Source organism: Streptomyces sp. NPDC007162, from assembly GCF_040634175.1.
In the GTDB taxonomy this organism is placed as follows: Bacteria; Actinomycetota; Actinomycetes; order Streptomycetales; family Streptomycetaceae; genus Streptomyces.
In genome coordinates, this window is record NZ_JBEYFC010000182.1 from 1 (window position 1) to 15793 (window position 15793).

General features: G+C 68.0%; 14 protein-coding genes, 1 tRNA gene and 1 pseudogene. 9 read left to right on the top strand and 7 right to left on the bottom strand.

The window, feature by feature from the left end; genetic code table 11:
* Positions 1–75: 75 nt before the first annotated feature.
* On the bottom strand, positions 76–543 hold the full coding sequence (locus tag ABZ646_RS22015; RefSeq protein ID WP_360521360.1) for a GatB/YqeY domain-containing protein: 468 nt from the start codon (positions 541–543) through the stop codon (positions 76–78).
* 94 nt (positions 544–637) lie between these two features.
* Between ABZ646_RS22015 and ABZ646_RS22020 the strand changes: the two genes are divergently transcribed.
* The 9 genes from ABZ646_RS22020 (at position 638) to ABZ646_RS22060 (ending at position 9933) form a co-directional block, all read left to right on the top strand.
* Positions 638–1564, top strand: coding sequence for a metallophosphoesterase (locus ABZ646_RS22020; RefSeq protein WP_360521363.1), 927 nt, complete (start codon positions 638–640; stop codon positions 1562–1564).
* Between the two features lie 81 nt (positions 1565–1645).
* The gene (locus ABZ646_RS22025; protein ID WP_360521366.1) at positions 1646–2416 is read left to right on the top strand and encodes a Pr6Pr family membrane protein; all 771 of its coding nucleotides are present in this window, start codon (positions 1646–1648) and stop codon (positions 2414–2416) included.
* Positions 2417–2490: 74 nt separating this feature from the next.
* Positions 2491–2564 (top strand) — tRNA-Pro (locus ABZ646_RS22030).
* A gap of 243 nt (positions 2565–2807) precedes the next feature.
* Complete coding sequence (locus ABZ646_RS22035; RefSeq protein ID WP_360521369.1) at positions 2808–3488, top strand: DUF488 family protein; 681 nt, start codon at positions 2808–2810, stop codon at positions 3486–3488.
* Positions 3489–3574: 86 nt separating this feature from the next.
* Positions 3575–4393, top strand: a complete 819-nt coding sequence (locus tag ABZ646_RS22040; RefSeq protein ID WP_360521372.1) for a hypothetical protein — start codon at positions 3575–3577, stop codon at positions 4391–4393.
* Between the two features lie 276 nt (positions 4394–4669).
* Positions 4670–5509, top strand: a complete 840-nt coding sequence (locus ABZ646_RS22045) for a radical SAM protein (protein WP_360521375.1) — start codon at positions 4670–4672, stop codon at positions 5507–5509.
* Positions 5506–5940, top strand: a complete 435-nt coding sequence (locus ABZ646_RS22050) for a DUF6375 family protein (RefSeq protein WP_193500733.1) — start codon at positions 5506–5508, stop codon at positions 5938–5940. Before ABZ646_RS22045 ends, ABZ646_RS22050 begins: the two co-directional genes overlap by 4 nt.
* Positions 5927–7123: a hypothetical protein gene (locus ABZ646_RS22055; protein WP_360521379.1), complete on the top strand. Its 1197-nt coding sequence runs from the start codon at positions 5927–5929 to the stop codon at positions 7121–7123. Before ABZ646_RS22050 ends, ABZ646_RS22055 begins: the two co-directional genes overlap by 14 nt.
* Entirely contained in the window at positions 7120–9933 is a 2814-nt protein-coding gene (locus ABZ646_RS22060; RefSeq protein WP_360521382.1) for a hypothetical protein, read from the top strand. The genes ABZ646_RS22055 and ABZ646_RS22060 overlap by 4 nt, the downstream gene beginning before the upstream one ends.
* Before the next feature lie 304 nt (positions 9934–10237).
* Here the strand turns inward: ABZ646_RS22060 and ABZ646_RS22065 are convergent, their stop codons facing one another.
* The 6 genes and pseudogenes from ABZ646_RS22065 to ABZ646_RS22090 form a co-directional block, all read right to left on the bottom strand.
* Complete coding sequence (locus tag ABZ646_RS22065) at positions 10238–11125, bottom strand: HNH endonuclease signature motif containing protein (protein WP_360521385.1); 888 nt, start codon at positions 11123–11125, stop codon at positions 10238–10240.
* A 145-nt stretch (positions 11126–11270) separates the two neighbouring features.
* Positions 11271–11936: pseudogene (locus ABZ646_RS22070) on the bottom strand (LacI family DNA-binding transcriptional regulator); the annotation flags it as partial.
* Positions 11937–12181: 245 nt separating this feature from the next.
* A complete protein-coding gene (locus ABZ646_RS22075) occupies positions 12182–12922 on the bottom strand; it encodes a TIGR03943 family protein (RefSeq protein WP_360521388.1) in 741 nt (246 codons plus the stop codon).
* Entirely contained in the window at positions 12919–13929 is a 1011-nt protein-coding gene (locus ABZ646_RS22080) for a permease (protein ID WP_360521391.1), read from the bottom strand. The genes ABZ646_RS22075 and ABZ646_RS22080 overlap by 4 nt, the downstream gene beginning before the upstream one ends.
* Before the next feature lie 375 nt (positions 13930–14304).
* Positions 14305–15060 (bottom strand): class I SAM-dependent methyltransferase, encoded by a 756-nt coding sequence (locus tag ABZ646_RS22085; RefSeq protein ID WP_360521394.1) that lies wholly within the window; start codon positions 15058–15060, stop codon positions 14305–14307.
* Positions 15061–15108: 48 nt separating this feature from the next.
* Positions 15109–15793: aminotransferase class V-fold PLP-dependent enzyme (locus tag ABZ646_RS22090; RefSeq protein WP_360521397.1), on the bottom strand; the 685-nt coding region annotated here is incomplete at its 5' end.

Consider the following 15793-nt stretch of genomic DNA (forward strand, 5'->3'; position numbering starts at 1 on the left):
GGCCCGCGGCACCTCTTCCACAGAGGTGCGGCCCCACCGTCGTCATGCCGCCGTACCGCGGGAAGCTTCCCGGGGTCAGCCCTGCAGGTGCTTCTTCACCGAGGCGGCGACGCGGCCGCCCTCGGCCAGCCCGGCCACCTTCGGGTTCACGATCTTCATCACGGCGCCCATGGCCCGCGGACCCTCGGCACCCGCCGCCTTCGCCTCCTCGACGGCCTCGGCGACGATCCCGTCCAGCTCCTCGTCACTGAGCTGCTTCGGCAGGTACTCGGCGAGGACCGCGCCCTCCGCCTTCTCCCGCTCGGCGCTCTCGGCACGACCACCCTGCGCGAAGGCCTCGGCCGCCTCCCGGCGCTTCTTCGCCTCCTTGGCGATCACCTTGAGCACCTCGTCGTCGGAGAGCTCGCGCTTCTGCTTGCCGGCGACCTCCTCGTTGGTGATCGCGGAGAGCGTCATCCGGAGCGTGGCCGAGCGGAGCTCGTCGCGCCCCTTGATCGCGGCGTTGAGGTCGGCGTGCAGCTTCGACTTGAGCGTGGTGGTCATGGATGTGATTGTCGCAGGTGCCGCACACGGAACGCCCGCCCATTTCGGTACCCGCCGGTCTCGGGGCCCTGGATCCGTCTGACACGATGGTCATATGCGCGCTCGATACGGAGTACCCCTGGGAATCGCGGCGTTCGGCGCCGCAGGTGTGTTGTACGCGGCCGGCTTCGAGGTCCGTTCGTTCCGGCTGCGCCGGGTCACGGTCCCGGTCCTCCCGCCGGGTGTGCGCCCGCTGCGGGTGCTCCAGGTCTCCGACATCCACATGGTGAGCGGCCAGCGCAAGAAGCAGCGCTGGCTGCAGTCGCTGGCGGGCCTGCGCCCGGACTTCGTGATCAACACGGGGGACAACCTGTCCGACCCGGAGGGCGTCCCCGAGGTGCTGGACGCGCTCGGCCCCCTGATGGAGTTCCCGGGCGCGTACGTCTTCGGCTCCAACGACTACTACGGGCCGCGCCCCCGCAACCCCGCCCGTTACCTGCTGGAGAAGACGAGCGGCAGGCACGGCCTGAACGGCAACCCGCCGGCCGTCGGTGTGATCCACAACCCGTGGGAGGACCTGCGGGACGCCTTCGACGGCGCGGGCTGGCTGAACCTGACGAACACCCGGGGCGTCCTGAAGGTCGAGGGGGTCTCGGTCGAGCTGACCGGCCTGGACGACCCGCACATCAAGCGCGACCGCTACGTCCAGGTGGCGGGCGGCCCGTCCGGTACGGCGGACTTCTCGATGGGCGTCGTACACGCCCCGTACCTCCGCGCCCTCGACGCGTTCACGGCGGACAACTACCCCCTGGTGCTGGCCGGCCACACGCACGGCGGCCAGCTCTGCGTCCCCTTCTACGGCGCCCTGGTCACCAACTGCGACCTGGACACCGACCGGGTGAAGGGACTGTCGCGGCACACGGCGGAGGGCCGCACCTCCTACCTGCACGTCTCGGCGGGCTGCGGCACGAACCGCTACACGCCGGTGCGCTTCGCGTGCCCCCCGGAGGCGACGCTGCTGACGCTGGTGGGGCGGGAGTAACCGGGGCGTACTCCGGACCGGCTAACCCACCCGGAGTACGACAAAATGCCCGGATGGACCCTCTCCTCCACCGTTGAGGGCATGACGGCCCCGATACCCCCGATCCCCAGGGACATCCCGGACCTCCCCGCGGTCCCGAGCACGCCCGTACTGATGCCCGCGCACGTTCCGGCGACGGCGGTGGTGGCGCCCCTCCCCCGCCCCGCGACCGCGGTGTTCCGCCTGCTGACCGCCGTGCTGGCGTTGGCGGGCGTGGCACTGGAGCTGCTGCTGGGCAGCCCGGACCGGATCCTGAGCTACTTCGGCGTCCAGGCGGCGCTGCTCCTGGCCCTGGTCAGCCTCTCCTCGGCCCGCCGATCGTGGCAGGCGGCCCGCCCGCTGCCCTCGTCCCTGACGGGGGCGGCTCTCCTCTACGTGGTGATCTCGTCCCTGGTCTACCACCTGCTCCTGGGCCACACGACCCCGCCGTTCTCGATGACGGGCGCGACGCACCCCCCGGTGGCGTGGCACGGCCAGTGGCTGGCCCTGCAGCTCCTCTATACGGCGGCCCCGGTGGCGGCCGTCGTGGACTGGCTCGTCCTCACGCCGCCCGGACGGCTCCACCTCCGCCAGACGGCGGGGTGGATGCTCTACCCCCTGACCTACCTGACGTACACCCTCGTCCGGGCCGGCCTGCTCCTCCCCGGCACCCCGGGGCGCTACCTCTACCCGTTCCTGGACGCCGAGCAGCACGGATACCGCAGCACCCTCGCCAACGCCCTCCTCCTGGGCCTCTCCTTCTACGCCCTGGCAGTCCTCCTGCTGGTCGCCCTGGACCACACCCGCCCGAACCCCGTCGGCCGCCGCCCCTAAACCGGATTTCGTCTCCGGCCAGCAGTGGGCTAAAGTAAACGACGTCGCCGCGACAAGCACCACAGCAGCGACACCGGGGTGTAGCGCAGCTTGGCAGCGCGCTTCGTTCGGGACGAAGAGGTCGTGGGTTCAAATCCCGCCACCCCGACAGAAAAACACCAGGTCAGGGGCCTGATCCACCAAGTGGATCAGGCCCCTGGCGGGTTTCTGGAGATCGTTTGGGAGAAACCGGGGAGAAGATCTTGGTCGGGTTCTCCCAGGGGGCGACTGGTGAGGCCGTCTGAAGTGCGGAGGCTGAGGGCACTCGGACCTGCGCGTTCGCGAATCCAGCCCCGTAGTCGGCCGGGAACACCATGCCCGCCCGCCTCAACCGCCCTTAGGATCACGACACATGGCAAGCCATCACTCAGCGCGTCCCCACTACCACGCCCGAGCACTCGCCCGTCGCGTGCGAGCGATGCGGGAGGGTCGAGGGTGGTCGCGGAAGCGGCTCGCCAAGGAAGCCGGCATCGCCGTAGGGACGCTGGCCCGTCTGGAGAGCGAGGGAGCGATCCAGCCAGGTTTCTTGACCGTCGGAGCGGTCGCCGAGGCACTTGAGATCTCTCTCGATGAGCTCTTCCGGGAGACCAAGGTCGCTCCCGGCCTCTGGTCTGCTGGGTACGAAGGCCGGGACATCGATTCGTTTGTCGCCTCTCTCCTCGACAGCCGTATCGATGTCGTGGCGGACGTACGGCTTACGCCGATCAGCCGCAAGAAGGGCTTCAGCAAGACTCGGCTCGGGCAGGCGCTCGCCGAGGCCGGCATCGAGTACACGCACCTGCGTGGCCTGGGCAATCCCAAGGACAACCGGGCACCGTTCTGGGACGGCCGACTCGACGTGGGCCGGGCTCGCTTCCGTGGGGTGCTGCGGTCCGAGGAGGCGCAAACCGATCTTGAGCGCCTCGCGGAGCATGCCCGGCAGTCCCGGGTCGCGGTCATGTGCTTCGAGAAGGACGAGAGCCGCTGCCACCGGCAGGTCGTTCTGGACACGGTCCGCAAACGGGCCGCGGTGCCCGTCATTCCCCTGGCCTGACTTCGTCCGTCGCTCCTGTACGCACCCTTGCCGGTGACGCATGCCTCTCCTCCAATCAGATCGGGAGATCAGTGGAGGGGGCAACCATGGGATCGGGGAAATGGCAGCGCGCGCGGATCATGATCACGGTCAAGACCTATCCGGAACTGTCCGCGAAGTACCACGAGACGAGCTGCGTGGCTGGCATACGGCTCGACCAGGGGACGCCCCAGCATGTGCGGCTCTTCCCGGTTCCGTTCCGGCTGCTGAACGAAGAAAGCCAGTTCGCCAAGTACTCGATCGTCGAGGTCGACGTGCAGCGACACCATGAGGACCGCCGTCCCGAGAGCTTGCGCCCCAATCTGCAGACCCTCAAGGTGATCGAGCGCCTCGGGACAGCGGACGGCTGGCGAGAACGCTTCTCGCATGTTCGGCCTCTCGTGGCGCCGTCCCTGTGCTCCATAAAGCGAGACCAGGAGGTGCGGGGCACATCGCTCGGCGTCTTCCGTCCAGCGGAGTTCACTGGCTTCCGCTTCGCTCCTGCCGAGCCCTGGCCCGCTTCGAAGGCGGCCTTGGCCGATCAGTTGGATCTCCTCGCGCAGGACCTTCGCCAGCTGGAGTGGGTGCCACTTGAGTTCCGGTACAGCTTCCGATGTGCGGATCAGGGGTGCGGCGGCCACGATATGGGGCTGAGGGACTGGGAGGCGGGCGAGTCGTACCGCAAGTTCCTTCGCCAGTACGGGAAGGACGACGTGGAGGAGGGGCTCCGCGAGCGCTGGTTCGACCGGATGGTCTCTCCGGAGAAGGCCGTTCACTGCTTCGTCGGAAACGTCGCAGCCCGCCCCAAGACTTTTCTGCTGTTGGGCCTGTTCTACCCGCGACGGGATGTCGTCGAGAATTTCCAGGAGAGTCTGTTCGATCTGTAAGGGTGAGTACGCAGGGCACGGTCCCCGGGGCCGACCGCATCGGGAACCCCAGCCGTCATTCCTACAGCCGCTCCACCTTGACGCTGGTCGTCGCCGTGGCGCCCTCATAGTGCCGGGCTCAGTTACAACAGTCCCGACGCCCCGCTGCGGGCACTGCACCGACGACCTTGCACGGTCCCTCCCGGCATCACGGGCAACGGTGGCATCATGCTGTCGGTGACGTGCAAGATTCGCCTGTCCGCAGCTGGTGTTCACCTGTTTGATCGTGTCTCCGGGATGAACGTGCTGCTCGACGAGGTGCCTGTTCCCGCTGAGCAATTCTCCCGTGCTCCCCGGTACCTGTCCGTCGCGCTGACCAACGCCTGCGAGCTCCACTGCGCCTACTGCTACGCGCCCAAGCACGCCGCCGCGCTCGACAGGGAGCGTGTGCTGGCATGGGCGGTCGAACTCGATGCTGCCGGGTGCCTCGGTGTCGGCTTCGGAGGAGGGGAACCGACCGCGTACCGAAGGTTCGCCCAACTGTGTTGGGACATAGCCCAGTCCACGTCTATGGCGGTGACTTTCACGACCCATGGGCACCGGCTCACATCCGAACTCGTCGAATCCCTGTGTGGGGCCGTGCACTTTGTCCGTCTGTCAGTCGACGGGGTCGGAGCCACTTACGAGCGGCTCCGCGGCCGGCCGTTCGCGGCCGTGGTCCAGGCGGCCGGGTTGCTCGGCTCTCTCGCCCCGTTCGGCATCAACGCTGTCATCAATGCCGACACGGTCGGCGAACTGGATGACCTCGCAGAGTTCGCGGACGAGGTCGGCGCGTCCGAACTCCTGCTTCTTCCGGAGCAGCCGACCGCGGCAACTCCCGGTATCAGCGACGCCGACGCTCAGCGCCTCGTCGAGTGGGCCGCGGCCGCCAGGAACGGGGTTCGGCTCGCGATCTCCCGTACCGGCCTCGAAGCCACGCTGCCCACGGCGGAGGCCGTCCCAGGCGAGCGCCTCCTCGACGCGCACATGCATGTCGACGCGACCGGCGTCCTGCGCCCTCACGCCTATGCGCCCACGGGATTGTCAGTCGGGGGCTCCATCATGGAAGCCGTGCAGGCGTTGAGGGAGGCACGATGAGGATCTGGAACGGCTACGGCTCGGAGCACTCGATGGACCTGGTCTTGATCGGCCGGTTTCAGACGGTCACCGGTGCCAAGGCAGCGGAGGAGCGCATGGAGGCTCTCAAGGCTCTTGCCGAGGACGCGTGGTCCGATGACGACTGGCAGAGCCCTGGCGAGCGCATGCCTCGCGAACTGGGCGAAGCACTCGCCGAAATGAAGTTGTACGACATGGGGAGGTACGACGTCGACGTCTTCGCCCTTGACCACACCGTCACCCGCACCGGAGAGACAGTCCGGATCTGGACCGACGAGTCCGACGTCCAGGGATTCCTGAAGGCACTTCTCCACTACGGCGCGAAAGTCGAGATCTTCTCCCGTCACGAATGGGACGAGGACACGATCACTCGGTCGGATGCAAGTACTCGGAGCGACAGTGGATCTGACTGATCTGGAACGTCTGCCCGGCGCCGCCGACCGGAACTTCGAAGCGCTCACACGGGCCATCGTCTCCCGCCGCTACGGCGCGGTGGGCACGATGCGGGAACGCCGCAACCAGCCCGGCGTCGAGTTCTACCTGCACGTCGACCACGCCGGTGCTCTCGGCGACCCCGGCCGCGTCTGGGGTTGGTCGTGCAAGTGGTTCATCCTCAACAGCAAGAATGAGCTCAGCGCAGGCCAGCGCAAGCAGATCGAGGACTCGCTCTCCAAGGCGATCGAGCACGTCGTAGGGCTGACCGACTTTGTGCTCTGCCTTCCAGAGCGGCCCGCCAAAGGGGACGAGGAATGGATCAACGGACTCGGTCAGCAGGGGGTCAACGTCAAACTCTGGTCCACCGAGAACTACGACGACCAGCTCGCGGGACACGACGAGCTCCGCTCCACCTTCTTCGGTGAACTCGCCCTCACCGCAGACGTACTGGCTCAAGCCCACAAGCGATCTGTTGCACCCATCGAGGCACGGTGGACGCCACGGCTGCACACCTCCCACCACGTGGAGCATCGCATCGACCGGGCCTTGCTGCGCCCGGCGTCGTTCGAGTGGCTGCAGCAGCGCACCGACGACATCGCAGCCCGGATCCAGGCACTGCGCGCAGCCATCGACGGCCTCGACAACACCTTCCGCCAAGACGCCGTAGAGATTGCCGACGACCTGGACCGGTTCGTCGACGACCTGCGGGAGGTCCTTGACGCCGGAAGCGGCCTCCGGCCCTGGGAGGTCCGCGAGCGCCTCGCCGAACAGCAGCCGCCCGCAACCTCTCCCCGAACGCTGCGACGCCTGGTGCTCAAACTGAGGCAGCGTCGCCTGCCCGAGGCGCTGCTGGTCACCGGTCTCGGCGCGGAGATCCGCGACATCGTCCAGTGGCTGCACGACACACGGGCGGACACCGAAGCCCCCCTGCTCGCCGTCATCGCCGCCGCGGGACAGGGCAAGACGCACCTTGCCGCGCAGATGACCTCACCGAACGACCAGCCCACGGCAGGATCTTCATCCAGGGCGGGAACCTGCGCGCCGGCGGAACCCTCGACGACCTCGCGCGAAGGATCCCCGGACTTAAGGTCGACTACTTCGAGGACCTACTGGAAGCTCTCAACTCAGCCGGTAACCGCGCCGGCTGCCGGATTCCGTTGATCATCGACGGCCTGAACGAGGCCGAACGGCCCTCGGAGTGGAGGACACTGCTCGCCGGATTGGCACCTGCCCTGGGCGCCTACCCTCACGTGGCGGTGATCGTCACCCTCCGCGAGGCGCTCGCCGATCAGGCCCTCCCGAAGAACACGGTTCCCCTGGAACTGGAGTGGCAGCGCGCGGAAGTCGACGACATCCTCCGCGTCTACTTCCGTCACTACCTGATCAACCCGGCCGACGCCTGGCTACCGATGGGAGAGTTCCACAACCCGCTCTTCGTCCGCATATACTGCGATGCCGCAAACCACGACCGCCGAGTGCCGGTGGGCGTGGAGGCGCTGCCTCAGTCTCTCATCGGCGTCTTCGAGTTGTACCGCGAGGGCGTGGTACAGCGGCTGGCCCAGGATCCGGCCCGCATCCCGGTCCCGGCCGACCAGATCCAGCGCCGCCTCACGGCTCTGGCGAGGCACATGTGGACGCACAACGTCCGTCGGCTTCCGTTCGACGAAGCGCGAAGCATCCTCGACGCTGACCAGCCGAACTGGGACGAAAGCCTGTTCCGGCGCCTGGTAGAGGAGGGAGTGATCTTCCGCGAGGAGATCAGGGGTTCCGACGACGCTGAGTGCGGCTTCGTTTTTGACCGCCTCGCCGGATACTTGATCGCCGACGCGATTCTGGTGCGCATTCCCCCCGCGGACGTCAACGAGCAGCTCGCAGAGGCGGCTCTCTGGCAGTCCCTCCTGGGCGACCAAGCGCACCCCCTCGGCGAGGACATCCTCATCGGTCTCACCTCACTGCTGCCACGCCGCTTCACCCGGCACCACCTGTGGCGCGTCGCCCCTGATGAGCACCGTTCGTTGGTGCTCGCCCAGGAACTCACCACCGAGTCGGACTTCCTCGACAACGAGACCGTCGACGCGCTCACAACCGCGCTCGTTACCGCGCATCCCGGCAAGAGGAAGGGCAGACCAGCGTTCGGCCGTCTGTGGGAGATCCGCAAGTCCGCTCCGCACCGCCTGAATGCCGCATTCCTTGACCGCGTCCTGCGCCAGTTGCCCCTTCCCAAACGTGACCTGCGCTGGACCGAATGGGCTCGAGGCCAGGCTCCAGGCCGGCTGACGGCAGACCTGGAACGAGCGATCGACAGGTGGTCCGGAAGCAGCAATCGCGCCGAGAGCGACGACCTTGACGCGCTGGCCATCGCCTGGCTACTGACTTCCACGGACACAAGCCTGCGGGACCTGGCGACGAAAGCCCTCCAGCGCTACGGCCGGCCAGAACCCAAGCGGCTGTTCGACCTCGCCGCCCGGATGCTCGACGTCGACGACCCTTACGTCGTCGAACGCATCGTCGCCGCAGCGTTCGGGGCCGCTGGCACCCACCAAATGCCCGATCCTGGCGGACCACTCGAACGCGCGCTGCGGGACTGGCTGATGCAGCTGCGCGTCCGCTTCCTGGACGGCGGGAACACACCCACCTCGCACGAGCAACTGCGCGGCTACGTACGGGTCACCTATGAATTCGCTGGCGCTCTCCACCCCGCCGCCGTCCCGGACGGTGTCGATGCCTTCGCGCCGAGGTTCGCCGCCGTGGCGCCCGCTGAGGTGATGGAGGACGACGACCCCAACGCCGACGAATGCGACCGTACCTTCGGCATCGACTTCGAGAACTACATCATCGGGGCCGCCATCAACGGCAGGGACAACTACGACTTCAACCACCCCGACTACCGCAGGGCCCGCGCCGAGGTAATGGCTCGGGTCTGGGAACTGGGCTGGCGCGAGAAGGTATTCGGCATCGTCGACCAGTCCATTGCCGCGGACGCCGAGCGGCCTTACGGCACCAAAAGGAGGGTGGAACGGTACGGCAAGAAGTACGGCTGGATCGCCTACCACGAAATGGTCGGCCGCCTCGTGGACGATGGCCGCGCACCAGCGCCCCTCGGGGACGCAGAACGCTTGATGCCCGACATCGACCCGACCTTCCCCGACAGGCCCCCGGTAGCACCCATGCCTCTTCCGATGTGGGCACCCGTGGAGCCCACCGATGACCAGACCTGGCTCACCTCGGGGACAGTGGCCGTCCCGGACCATCTGTGGTCACCCGAGGAGATCCACGGAGTGGACGACGGCTGGCTTCTGGTCGAGGGATATCTGGACCACCGCCACGACGGGCGGACGGTGTTCGGGTTCTTCCGCACCCTCCTGCTGAAGCCGGAGGACGTGGAACCAGCTCGGCAGCTCGCCAGCGAGCGCCAGTATCCGGGAAACCATTTCTTCCCTCCGCTGCCGATGGTCCGCGACGTGCTGGCCGCTGAGATGCCTTGGAGTCCCCGGTTCGATCTGACGTTCGACGACGATGCCTCGGGCGTCTTCCCGCACCGAGCGCTGCGTGGCGACTGGCAGGACGACGGCATCGGGTTCGGCCAGGTCGCCGTGGACTTCTCCCCCGACAGTACTTCGGCGATCGGGCTCGGCAGGGGCTACGACGTGCCGTCGTTCGAGTTCGCTGCCAAGTTCGGTCTGCGTCAACTGCCCGGCACGGTCGACCTCGTGGGCCTGGATGGCCAGCGCGCCTCCGCAGTCTTCCGCGCGGACAAGCCCTGGCGCGGCCACCTGCTCTTCCTGCGCCGCGATCTTGTCGAGGACTTCGCCGGTGATCGTCGGATCATGCAGGTGGCTTGGGGCGAGCGCGAGGTGGCCGCCGACTGGAACTCTGTCCCTTCCTGGATGCGCGCGGTGCACCGCAGCTACGCGCATGTGTGGCGCCACATCCGAATGCCGGGGGCAGGTCAGCGCAGTGCGGAGAACTAACAGGTCGTACACCACCGGGCGCCGTGCTGCCTTGGCGGCTGCTGCCGCCGGCGCACCAGTCAACGCCCCCGGCGCTCGGGCGTCCCCGCGCTCGCACTCGTCGGACGAAGACGTCGTGGGTTCCCGACAATAAAGTGCCAGGTCAGGGGTCTGATCTGCTAAGTGGATCAGGCCCAAGATTCCGAAAGTCGAACTATTACTCGACGCCAACCGCCTCGGCCGCTTCGCCCTCACCGGGCTGCTGCTGCCGGTACCGGGGTCCCGGGTGGTGACGGTCAGCTCTGGTTGGAACAGATCTGCGAAATCACTGTTCTGGTCGAAGTTTCGCGCGCGTCTGCTCCGCTCGCTCCGCGAAGCCGTCCAGCCACTCCTGAGAGATGTGGTCCTTCCAGATGGGGAGGTGCAGCGCGGACACCCACGGCCCGAGCACTCGACCTCCGGATCCGAGGTGGCAGAACGCACGGAACCGCACAGGGACGTATACCCTCACCGTCTGCATCACGAGTCGGATGCCGTTGCAAAGCACATCAGGGTCGATGAGCCAGACCGTGTTCGCCTGCGGCTCCAGTCGCCTTGGCGGCCGGTGGCGGATGTGCTCGGCGGGAAATCCATAGACCAGCGGGGCTGGCCCGTGGATATCGATCTCATAGCCGACGGCATCGACCCCGAATCCGATCGCTCCCACGTTGGTGATGCGCACGCCGAGGTAGCGCGCTTCAGTGTCGGCGTTCAGCAGCTTGAACTCCGCGAGGTATTCGATCTTGGATACGATATTCTCGCCTCCGGCGCTGATAATGCCGACCGCTTCCGCCTCAGCCTTCGGCGTCGTGAACGCCTTTACGACCTGATCGAGTTGGTCTGCGCTCAGGCCGCCACCACGGCTCTGGACAGCCTGACATTCCTTCCAGGTCAGCAGTTCTTCCGTGGGGTAGGCGTCCGGGTGGCGATCCACCCACTTGTGATGCTTGTGACACAGAAGCACCAAGTTCGGCTCACTGTTGACCTCAGTAAAGTTCACATCGAACCGCGGCCCTCCAGCCTTCTCCGCGCGGATATGAGCCACCTCCACGTTGATGCTCAGCAGTCCTCGATGCTCCTCGACCAAGGGCTCTGAGCAATCGGGGTATGCACAGCTCGTCGCACGACCGAAGAGCAGCTTGCACAGCGGGGCACCAGGGCTGAAGTCACTCACGCGACCGACGATAGGCGGTGCACATCACCGCGACCGGTCAAACCGTTCAGCACATCGCATGCGCTGGGCGGGGAGCTTCCCGGCCTGGGGCCGTCGGCGACAGACTCGTCGGTGCCCCACAACATTGTTGTGGGGCACCGTGGGGCTACCGGAGGGCGGCCGCGCGTGCACGCAGGAGGTCATTGAGCACGCGCACAGGTGACCTCGGGCACAGGGCCAGGCGAGCGTCGAGTGCTGCCTCCCACTGCTGGGTCAGGCCGAGCTTAAGGCGTTCTCGCATGCCGGGGGTGACGTGGGCGTAGCGCGCGGAGACCAAGCCGTCGAGGTGGCCCATGCGCTCGTCCATGAGCACCTTCTCGGTGCCCAGGTCCTCCATCATCGTCCGGTGGGTGTGACGGAGGCCGTGGGGTGTGAGGCCCTTGGCGATCGGGAGCCAGCATGCATCGGCGCGATCGGTGGCGCCCCGCCCTCGTGCAAGGACGCCAGGCCACGGCTCGCCCAGGATGGGCACGGGGCGGGCCTCCTGTGGTGCCTTCTTCGGATACCAGCCGGAGGCCGCCGGGGTGAACAGCCAGGTGGCGAAGCGGTTCCTGCGCCAGTGGGCTGCGTGCTCCGACACCGTGCCGCCCCGTACGAATCCGAGGTCGGCGATGGCCTTCTCGACCCGCACTCGGGTGGCCTCGGCGACACGGTCGGGTCGGTTGAGGACGTTGGAGACCGTCCCCGTGGAGACGCCCGCCAGCCGCGCGACGCCGACGAGCTTCGCGCCATGGTGCCCACCGGTACGCGCTGCCCCCTGGCCTCGGAAGACGCCGAGATCTGCGAGCTACGTCGCCGGCATCCCCGGTGGGGTGCCAGCCGGATCTGTCACGAACTGGCCGGCCACGGGCTGGAGTCGGCCCCGAACCCTGCGGCCAGGAACACCCGTGCGGGCCACCCCAACGGTCGTGAGGAACACCGCACATGGCAGGTCAACGCTCAACGCCTCCCCACGACTGTCGTGCAGTACGTACAGGACAGCTTGTTCGGTGACTGATGTGTTCACCACGAGAGCCGCTAGGAAGGCGTGAGTGGCAGGTCGTCCGTAAAGGCGTTGACCGGTTGGGGGACCTGCTCGGCGCGTCGCACGTCGAGAGCTGCGGCCGCGGACCTCGTGCCGAGTCTGCCCTGGGGATGCCAGGTTCCGGTGACGGCTACCCAGGTGTTCGCGGGGAGGGCGTCGGTGCCGTACATCCGGACCTTGACCGACTGGGCGTCCGCCGCGCAGCAGGTGAAGATGATCCGGGTCAGATACCAGCCGCCGTCCTGGTCGGCCGGGGTGACGAAGCCGGTCATCCGGACGGTACGGCCCTTGATGCTCAGCTTGCGGTCCTGCTGGACCCGGGCGGTGAATTCGCTGAGTGTCATGGGCAGGGGCGAGGCCGCAGCGGGCAGTGGGTCGAACTCCTTCTGCTTCTTCACCACCTTGCCGGTGGCACGCGAGGCCGAGTAGGCGCCGAGGGCGGGCGGGGCGTAGAGGAGGAGGCTGAGCGCGGGGAGGAACAGCAGCCAGGCGACGCGCGGGGCGGTGGAGTGGTCGTGGCCGTGCGCGCCTCCATGGCCGTGATCGTGGTCGTGATCGTTCCGGTCCAGGGCCGCGCCCGCCAGGGCGAGCAGTAGCAGGAGTACGCCGGATGCGATCAGCAGCGGACGCAGGCCCTCTTTGACGTAGCGCAGGTAGAGGTCGGTGAAGAGGGCGGCGTGCAGCAGACCCAGGCCGGTCAGGGCCAGCAGCAGGACTTGGACCGGGCGCTTCACAGCAGTACGCCTCCGATCAGGACGCTGACGGCCACGGCCACGACCGTGGTCGCGGTGGAGAAGCGGAGCGCGAACGCCCGGCCGAAGGTGCCGGCCTGGAGGGCGATCAGTTTCAGGTCGACCATCGGGCCCACCACCAGGAAGGCCAGCCGGGCGGTGGGCGAGAAGCCGCTGAGGGAGGCGGCGACGAAGGCGTCGGCCTCCGAGCAGACCGCGAGCAGCACGGCGAGCGCCGTCAGGAAGAGGACGGACAGCCAGGGTGAGCCGGAGAAGGTGTCGAGGACGGTACGGGGCACGGTCACGTTGAAGGTGGCCGCCGCCATCGCACCGAGCACCAGGAAGCCGCCCGCGTGCAGGAAGTCGTGCTGGAAGCCACGGCGGAACTCCGTCCAGCGGTGGTGACCCGGCTGGTGGCCGGTGTGGCGGACGGTGGGCCGCAGCCACTCCTCCCGCCCCAGCCAGAGCCACAGCCAGCCCATGGCGGCGGCGGTGGCGAGCGAGGCGAGCAGGCGGGCCACGACCATGGCTGGACTGCCGGGAAAGGCGACCGCCGTGGCGGTGAGCACGACGGGGTTGATCGCGGGCGCCGAGAGGAGGAAGGCGAAGGCCGCGGCCGGGGTGACGCCGCGACGGATCAGGCTGTTCGCGACGGGGACCGAGGCGCACTCGCAGCCCGGCAGGACGACCCCGGCGGCACCGGCCACCGGGACGGCGAGCGCCGGGCGTCTGGGCAGGATCCTGGTGAACAGGTCCGCTGGTACAAAGGCGTTGATCGCCCCTGACAGGACCGTGCCGAGCAGGAGGAACGGCAGCGCCTGGACGGTGATGGCCAGAAAGACGGTGCGCCAGGCCGAGACGGCGGGGCTGTTCAGCCACTGGGTGCCGGCGAGCACGAGGGCGGACGCCACGGCGACCATGACAACGCCTACGGCCCACGGCCACGGGACGGTACGTCGCCCGGGTAGCGCGGCGGGCGCGGTCGCCACTCCGCCCCTCACGTCAAGCATTTCATCCGCTTTTGGCATTTTTACTCCGGATGTCGGATGTCGAGGCCGAAGATAAGCGAGGAAGCCGCCCCGCACGGCGACCACACGCCGCCGCAGATGAATGACGAGAATCCGAAGTAACCGTCTCTTTAGGGATCCGCTCACCGGTGGGGCTGCATCTGTGGCTCATGAGGGAACACGCCGACGGTTCGACGAGGTCCGGCATCTCGGAGTGTCCGTCAGGGCGGTGTTCCGGCCGAGCGGGGGCGGATGCCGACGGCATTGAGCCGGCCGGCGGGCGTGCTGCGTGACCACGCCCGGGATCCGGATGAGCCCTGCCGTCCGGTGACGCCCTGGTCCCGGCTTGAATCGCGGACGTGCCCGCCGTTCCGGAATTCAGCGGACGGCGGCCAGGACGTGGCTGGGGCCCACTTGCCAGACGGCTCCGACGTGGTCGAATCCCGCATCGCGCAGGAGGGTGACATGACCGGACAGGGTCAGGTCGTTGCCCTCGCACCGGGGGCGTCCGTCGTCGCCGCTGCGGGAGACGAGCGGGGCCAGTTCCGGGTCGGTGGCTGCGCTCGACCACCAGGATTCCCAGTCCTCGCCGGGGGATGTGGCAGCGCGTTCGGTTCGGCGGCGTCCGATGTCGCTCGCGAGCTCGGACACCTTCGTCGAGTCCGGGCTGATGTGGTCGCCGTTGATCAGGATGCCGCCGGGGCGCAGCAGCCCGGCGAGTTCCCGGTAGACGCTCCGCAGGGTTTCCGTGCCGAGGTAGTGCAGGGCAGTGGTCGACACCACGGCGTCCGCGGGTCGATCCAGGGCGAGGGCGTCGAGCCAGCCCGGCTCGCCGATCAGGGTTCTGACGTAGCGCAGGGTGCTGCCGTAGTGGGCGCTGCCGAGTTCCAGGAGGAGTGGATCCGCGTCGACGGCGAGCACCTCGGCGGTCGGCAGGCGGGTGGCGAGCCGCGCCGCCAGGCAGCCGGGGCCGCTTCCCAGGTCGAGGACGAGTGGAGTGGGGCGGCCGGTTGTCACATGTTCGACCAGGTCTGCGATGACGTCGAACCGTTCCTCACGGTCGACCGCGTACAGCTGCTGCTGGCGTTCCCAGCGCTCCACCCATCGCGCCGCCGTCGTTGTGCTCACGCCCATGCCGGTCGTACCGCCTCCGTCTCCGGAATCCGACTCTGTTAATGGAAATCATTGCAGAGTGGCGAGAACGGTGAGCAGTTCTTGCATCTCTTCAGGGGTGTTGTGGACGTGCAGGCTCACCCGCACCGAGCCGTCCTCCGCGTCACGGCCTGCCTGGCAGTGGCCGTCGGTCCGCACCATGAACCCGTGGCTGAAGAGGATGAAGCCGAGATCCTGGGAGCTGATCGCGCGGTGCCGGAAGGTGACGAGGCTGCGGCGCCGCTGTATTTCGGAGCCGGCGGCGAGGCTCTGTCGGCAGCCGAGGACCTCGTAGGCGTCCATCCGGTCCAGACCGTCGGTCAACAGGGACGTCAGCGCCACGGTCCAGCGTTCGATCCGCTCGGTTCCGGCGGCGTCCAGCCAGTCGAGTGCCGCCGCCAGCCCGGCGACGCCGACCGTGTTGGGCGTGCCGCTCCACCCGCTGGGCCGGAAGTCCGGTCCCCGCCGGCCACGGGACCAGACGGCGCCGGAACCGGGCAGCGCCATCGTCTTGTGGCCGGAGAACACCACGAAGTCGACGTCGAGTTCGGCCACCGAGACCGGCAGGTGCCCGATGCTCTGCGCGGCGTCCAGGCAGATCGGCACCTCGGGCCCGACCACCTGCCGTATCCGGTGCACGTTCATGTCGACGCCGTAGACGTGGTGCACATGGGTGGTGGCGACGAAGCGGGTGCGGGGGCCGACGAGCACGGCG

Bases quoted from the DNA above. Each gene is read 5' to 3' on its own strand.
- ABZ646_RS22015 (WP_360521360.1), bottom strand. From the start codon at position 543: ATGACCACCACGCTCAAGTCGAAGCTGCACGCCGACCTCAACGCCGCG.
- ABZ646_RS22025 (WP_360521366.1), top strand. From the start codon at position 1,646: ATGACGGCCCCGATACCCCCGATCCCCAGGGACATCCCGGACCTCCCC.
- ABZ646_RS22020 (WP_360521363.1), top strand. From the start codon at position 638: ATGCGCGCTCGATACGGAGTACCCCTGGGAATCGCGGCGTTCGGCGCC.
- ABZ646_RS22085 (WP_360521394.1), bottom strand. From the start codon at position 15,060: ATGGGCGTGAGCACAACGACGGCGGCGCGATGGGTGGAGCGCTGGGAA.
- ABZ646_RS22045 (WP_360521375.1), top strand. From the start codon at position 4,670: ATGAACGTGCTGCTCGACGAGGTGCCTGTTCCCGCTGAGCAATTCTCC.
- ABZ646_RS22035 (WP_360521369.1), top strand. From the start codon at position 2,808: ATGGCAAGCCATCACTCAGCGCGTCCCCACTACCACGCCCGAGCACTC.
- ABZ646_RS22080 (WP_360521391.1), bottom strand. From the start codon at position 13,929: ATGCTTGACGTGAGGGGCGGAGTGGCGACCGCGCCCGCCGCGCTACCC.
- ABZ646_RS22040 (WP_360521372.1), top strand. From the start codon at position 3,575: ATGGGATCGGGGAAATGGCAGCGCGCGCGGATCATGATCACGGTCAAG.
- ABZ646_RS22050 (WP_193500733.1), top strand. From the start codon at position 5,506: ATGAGGATCTGGAACGGCTACGGCTCGGAGCACTCGATGGACCTGGTC.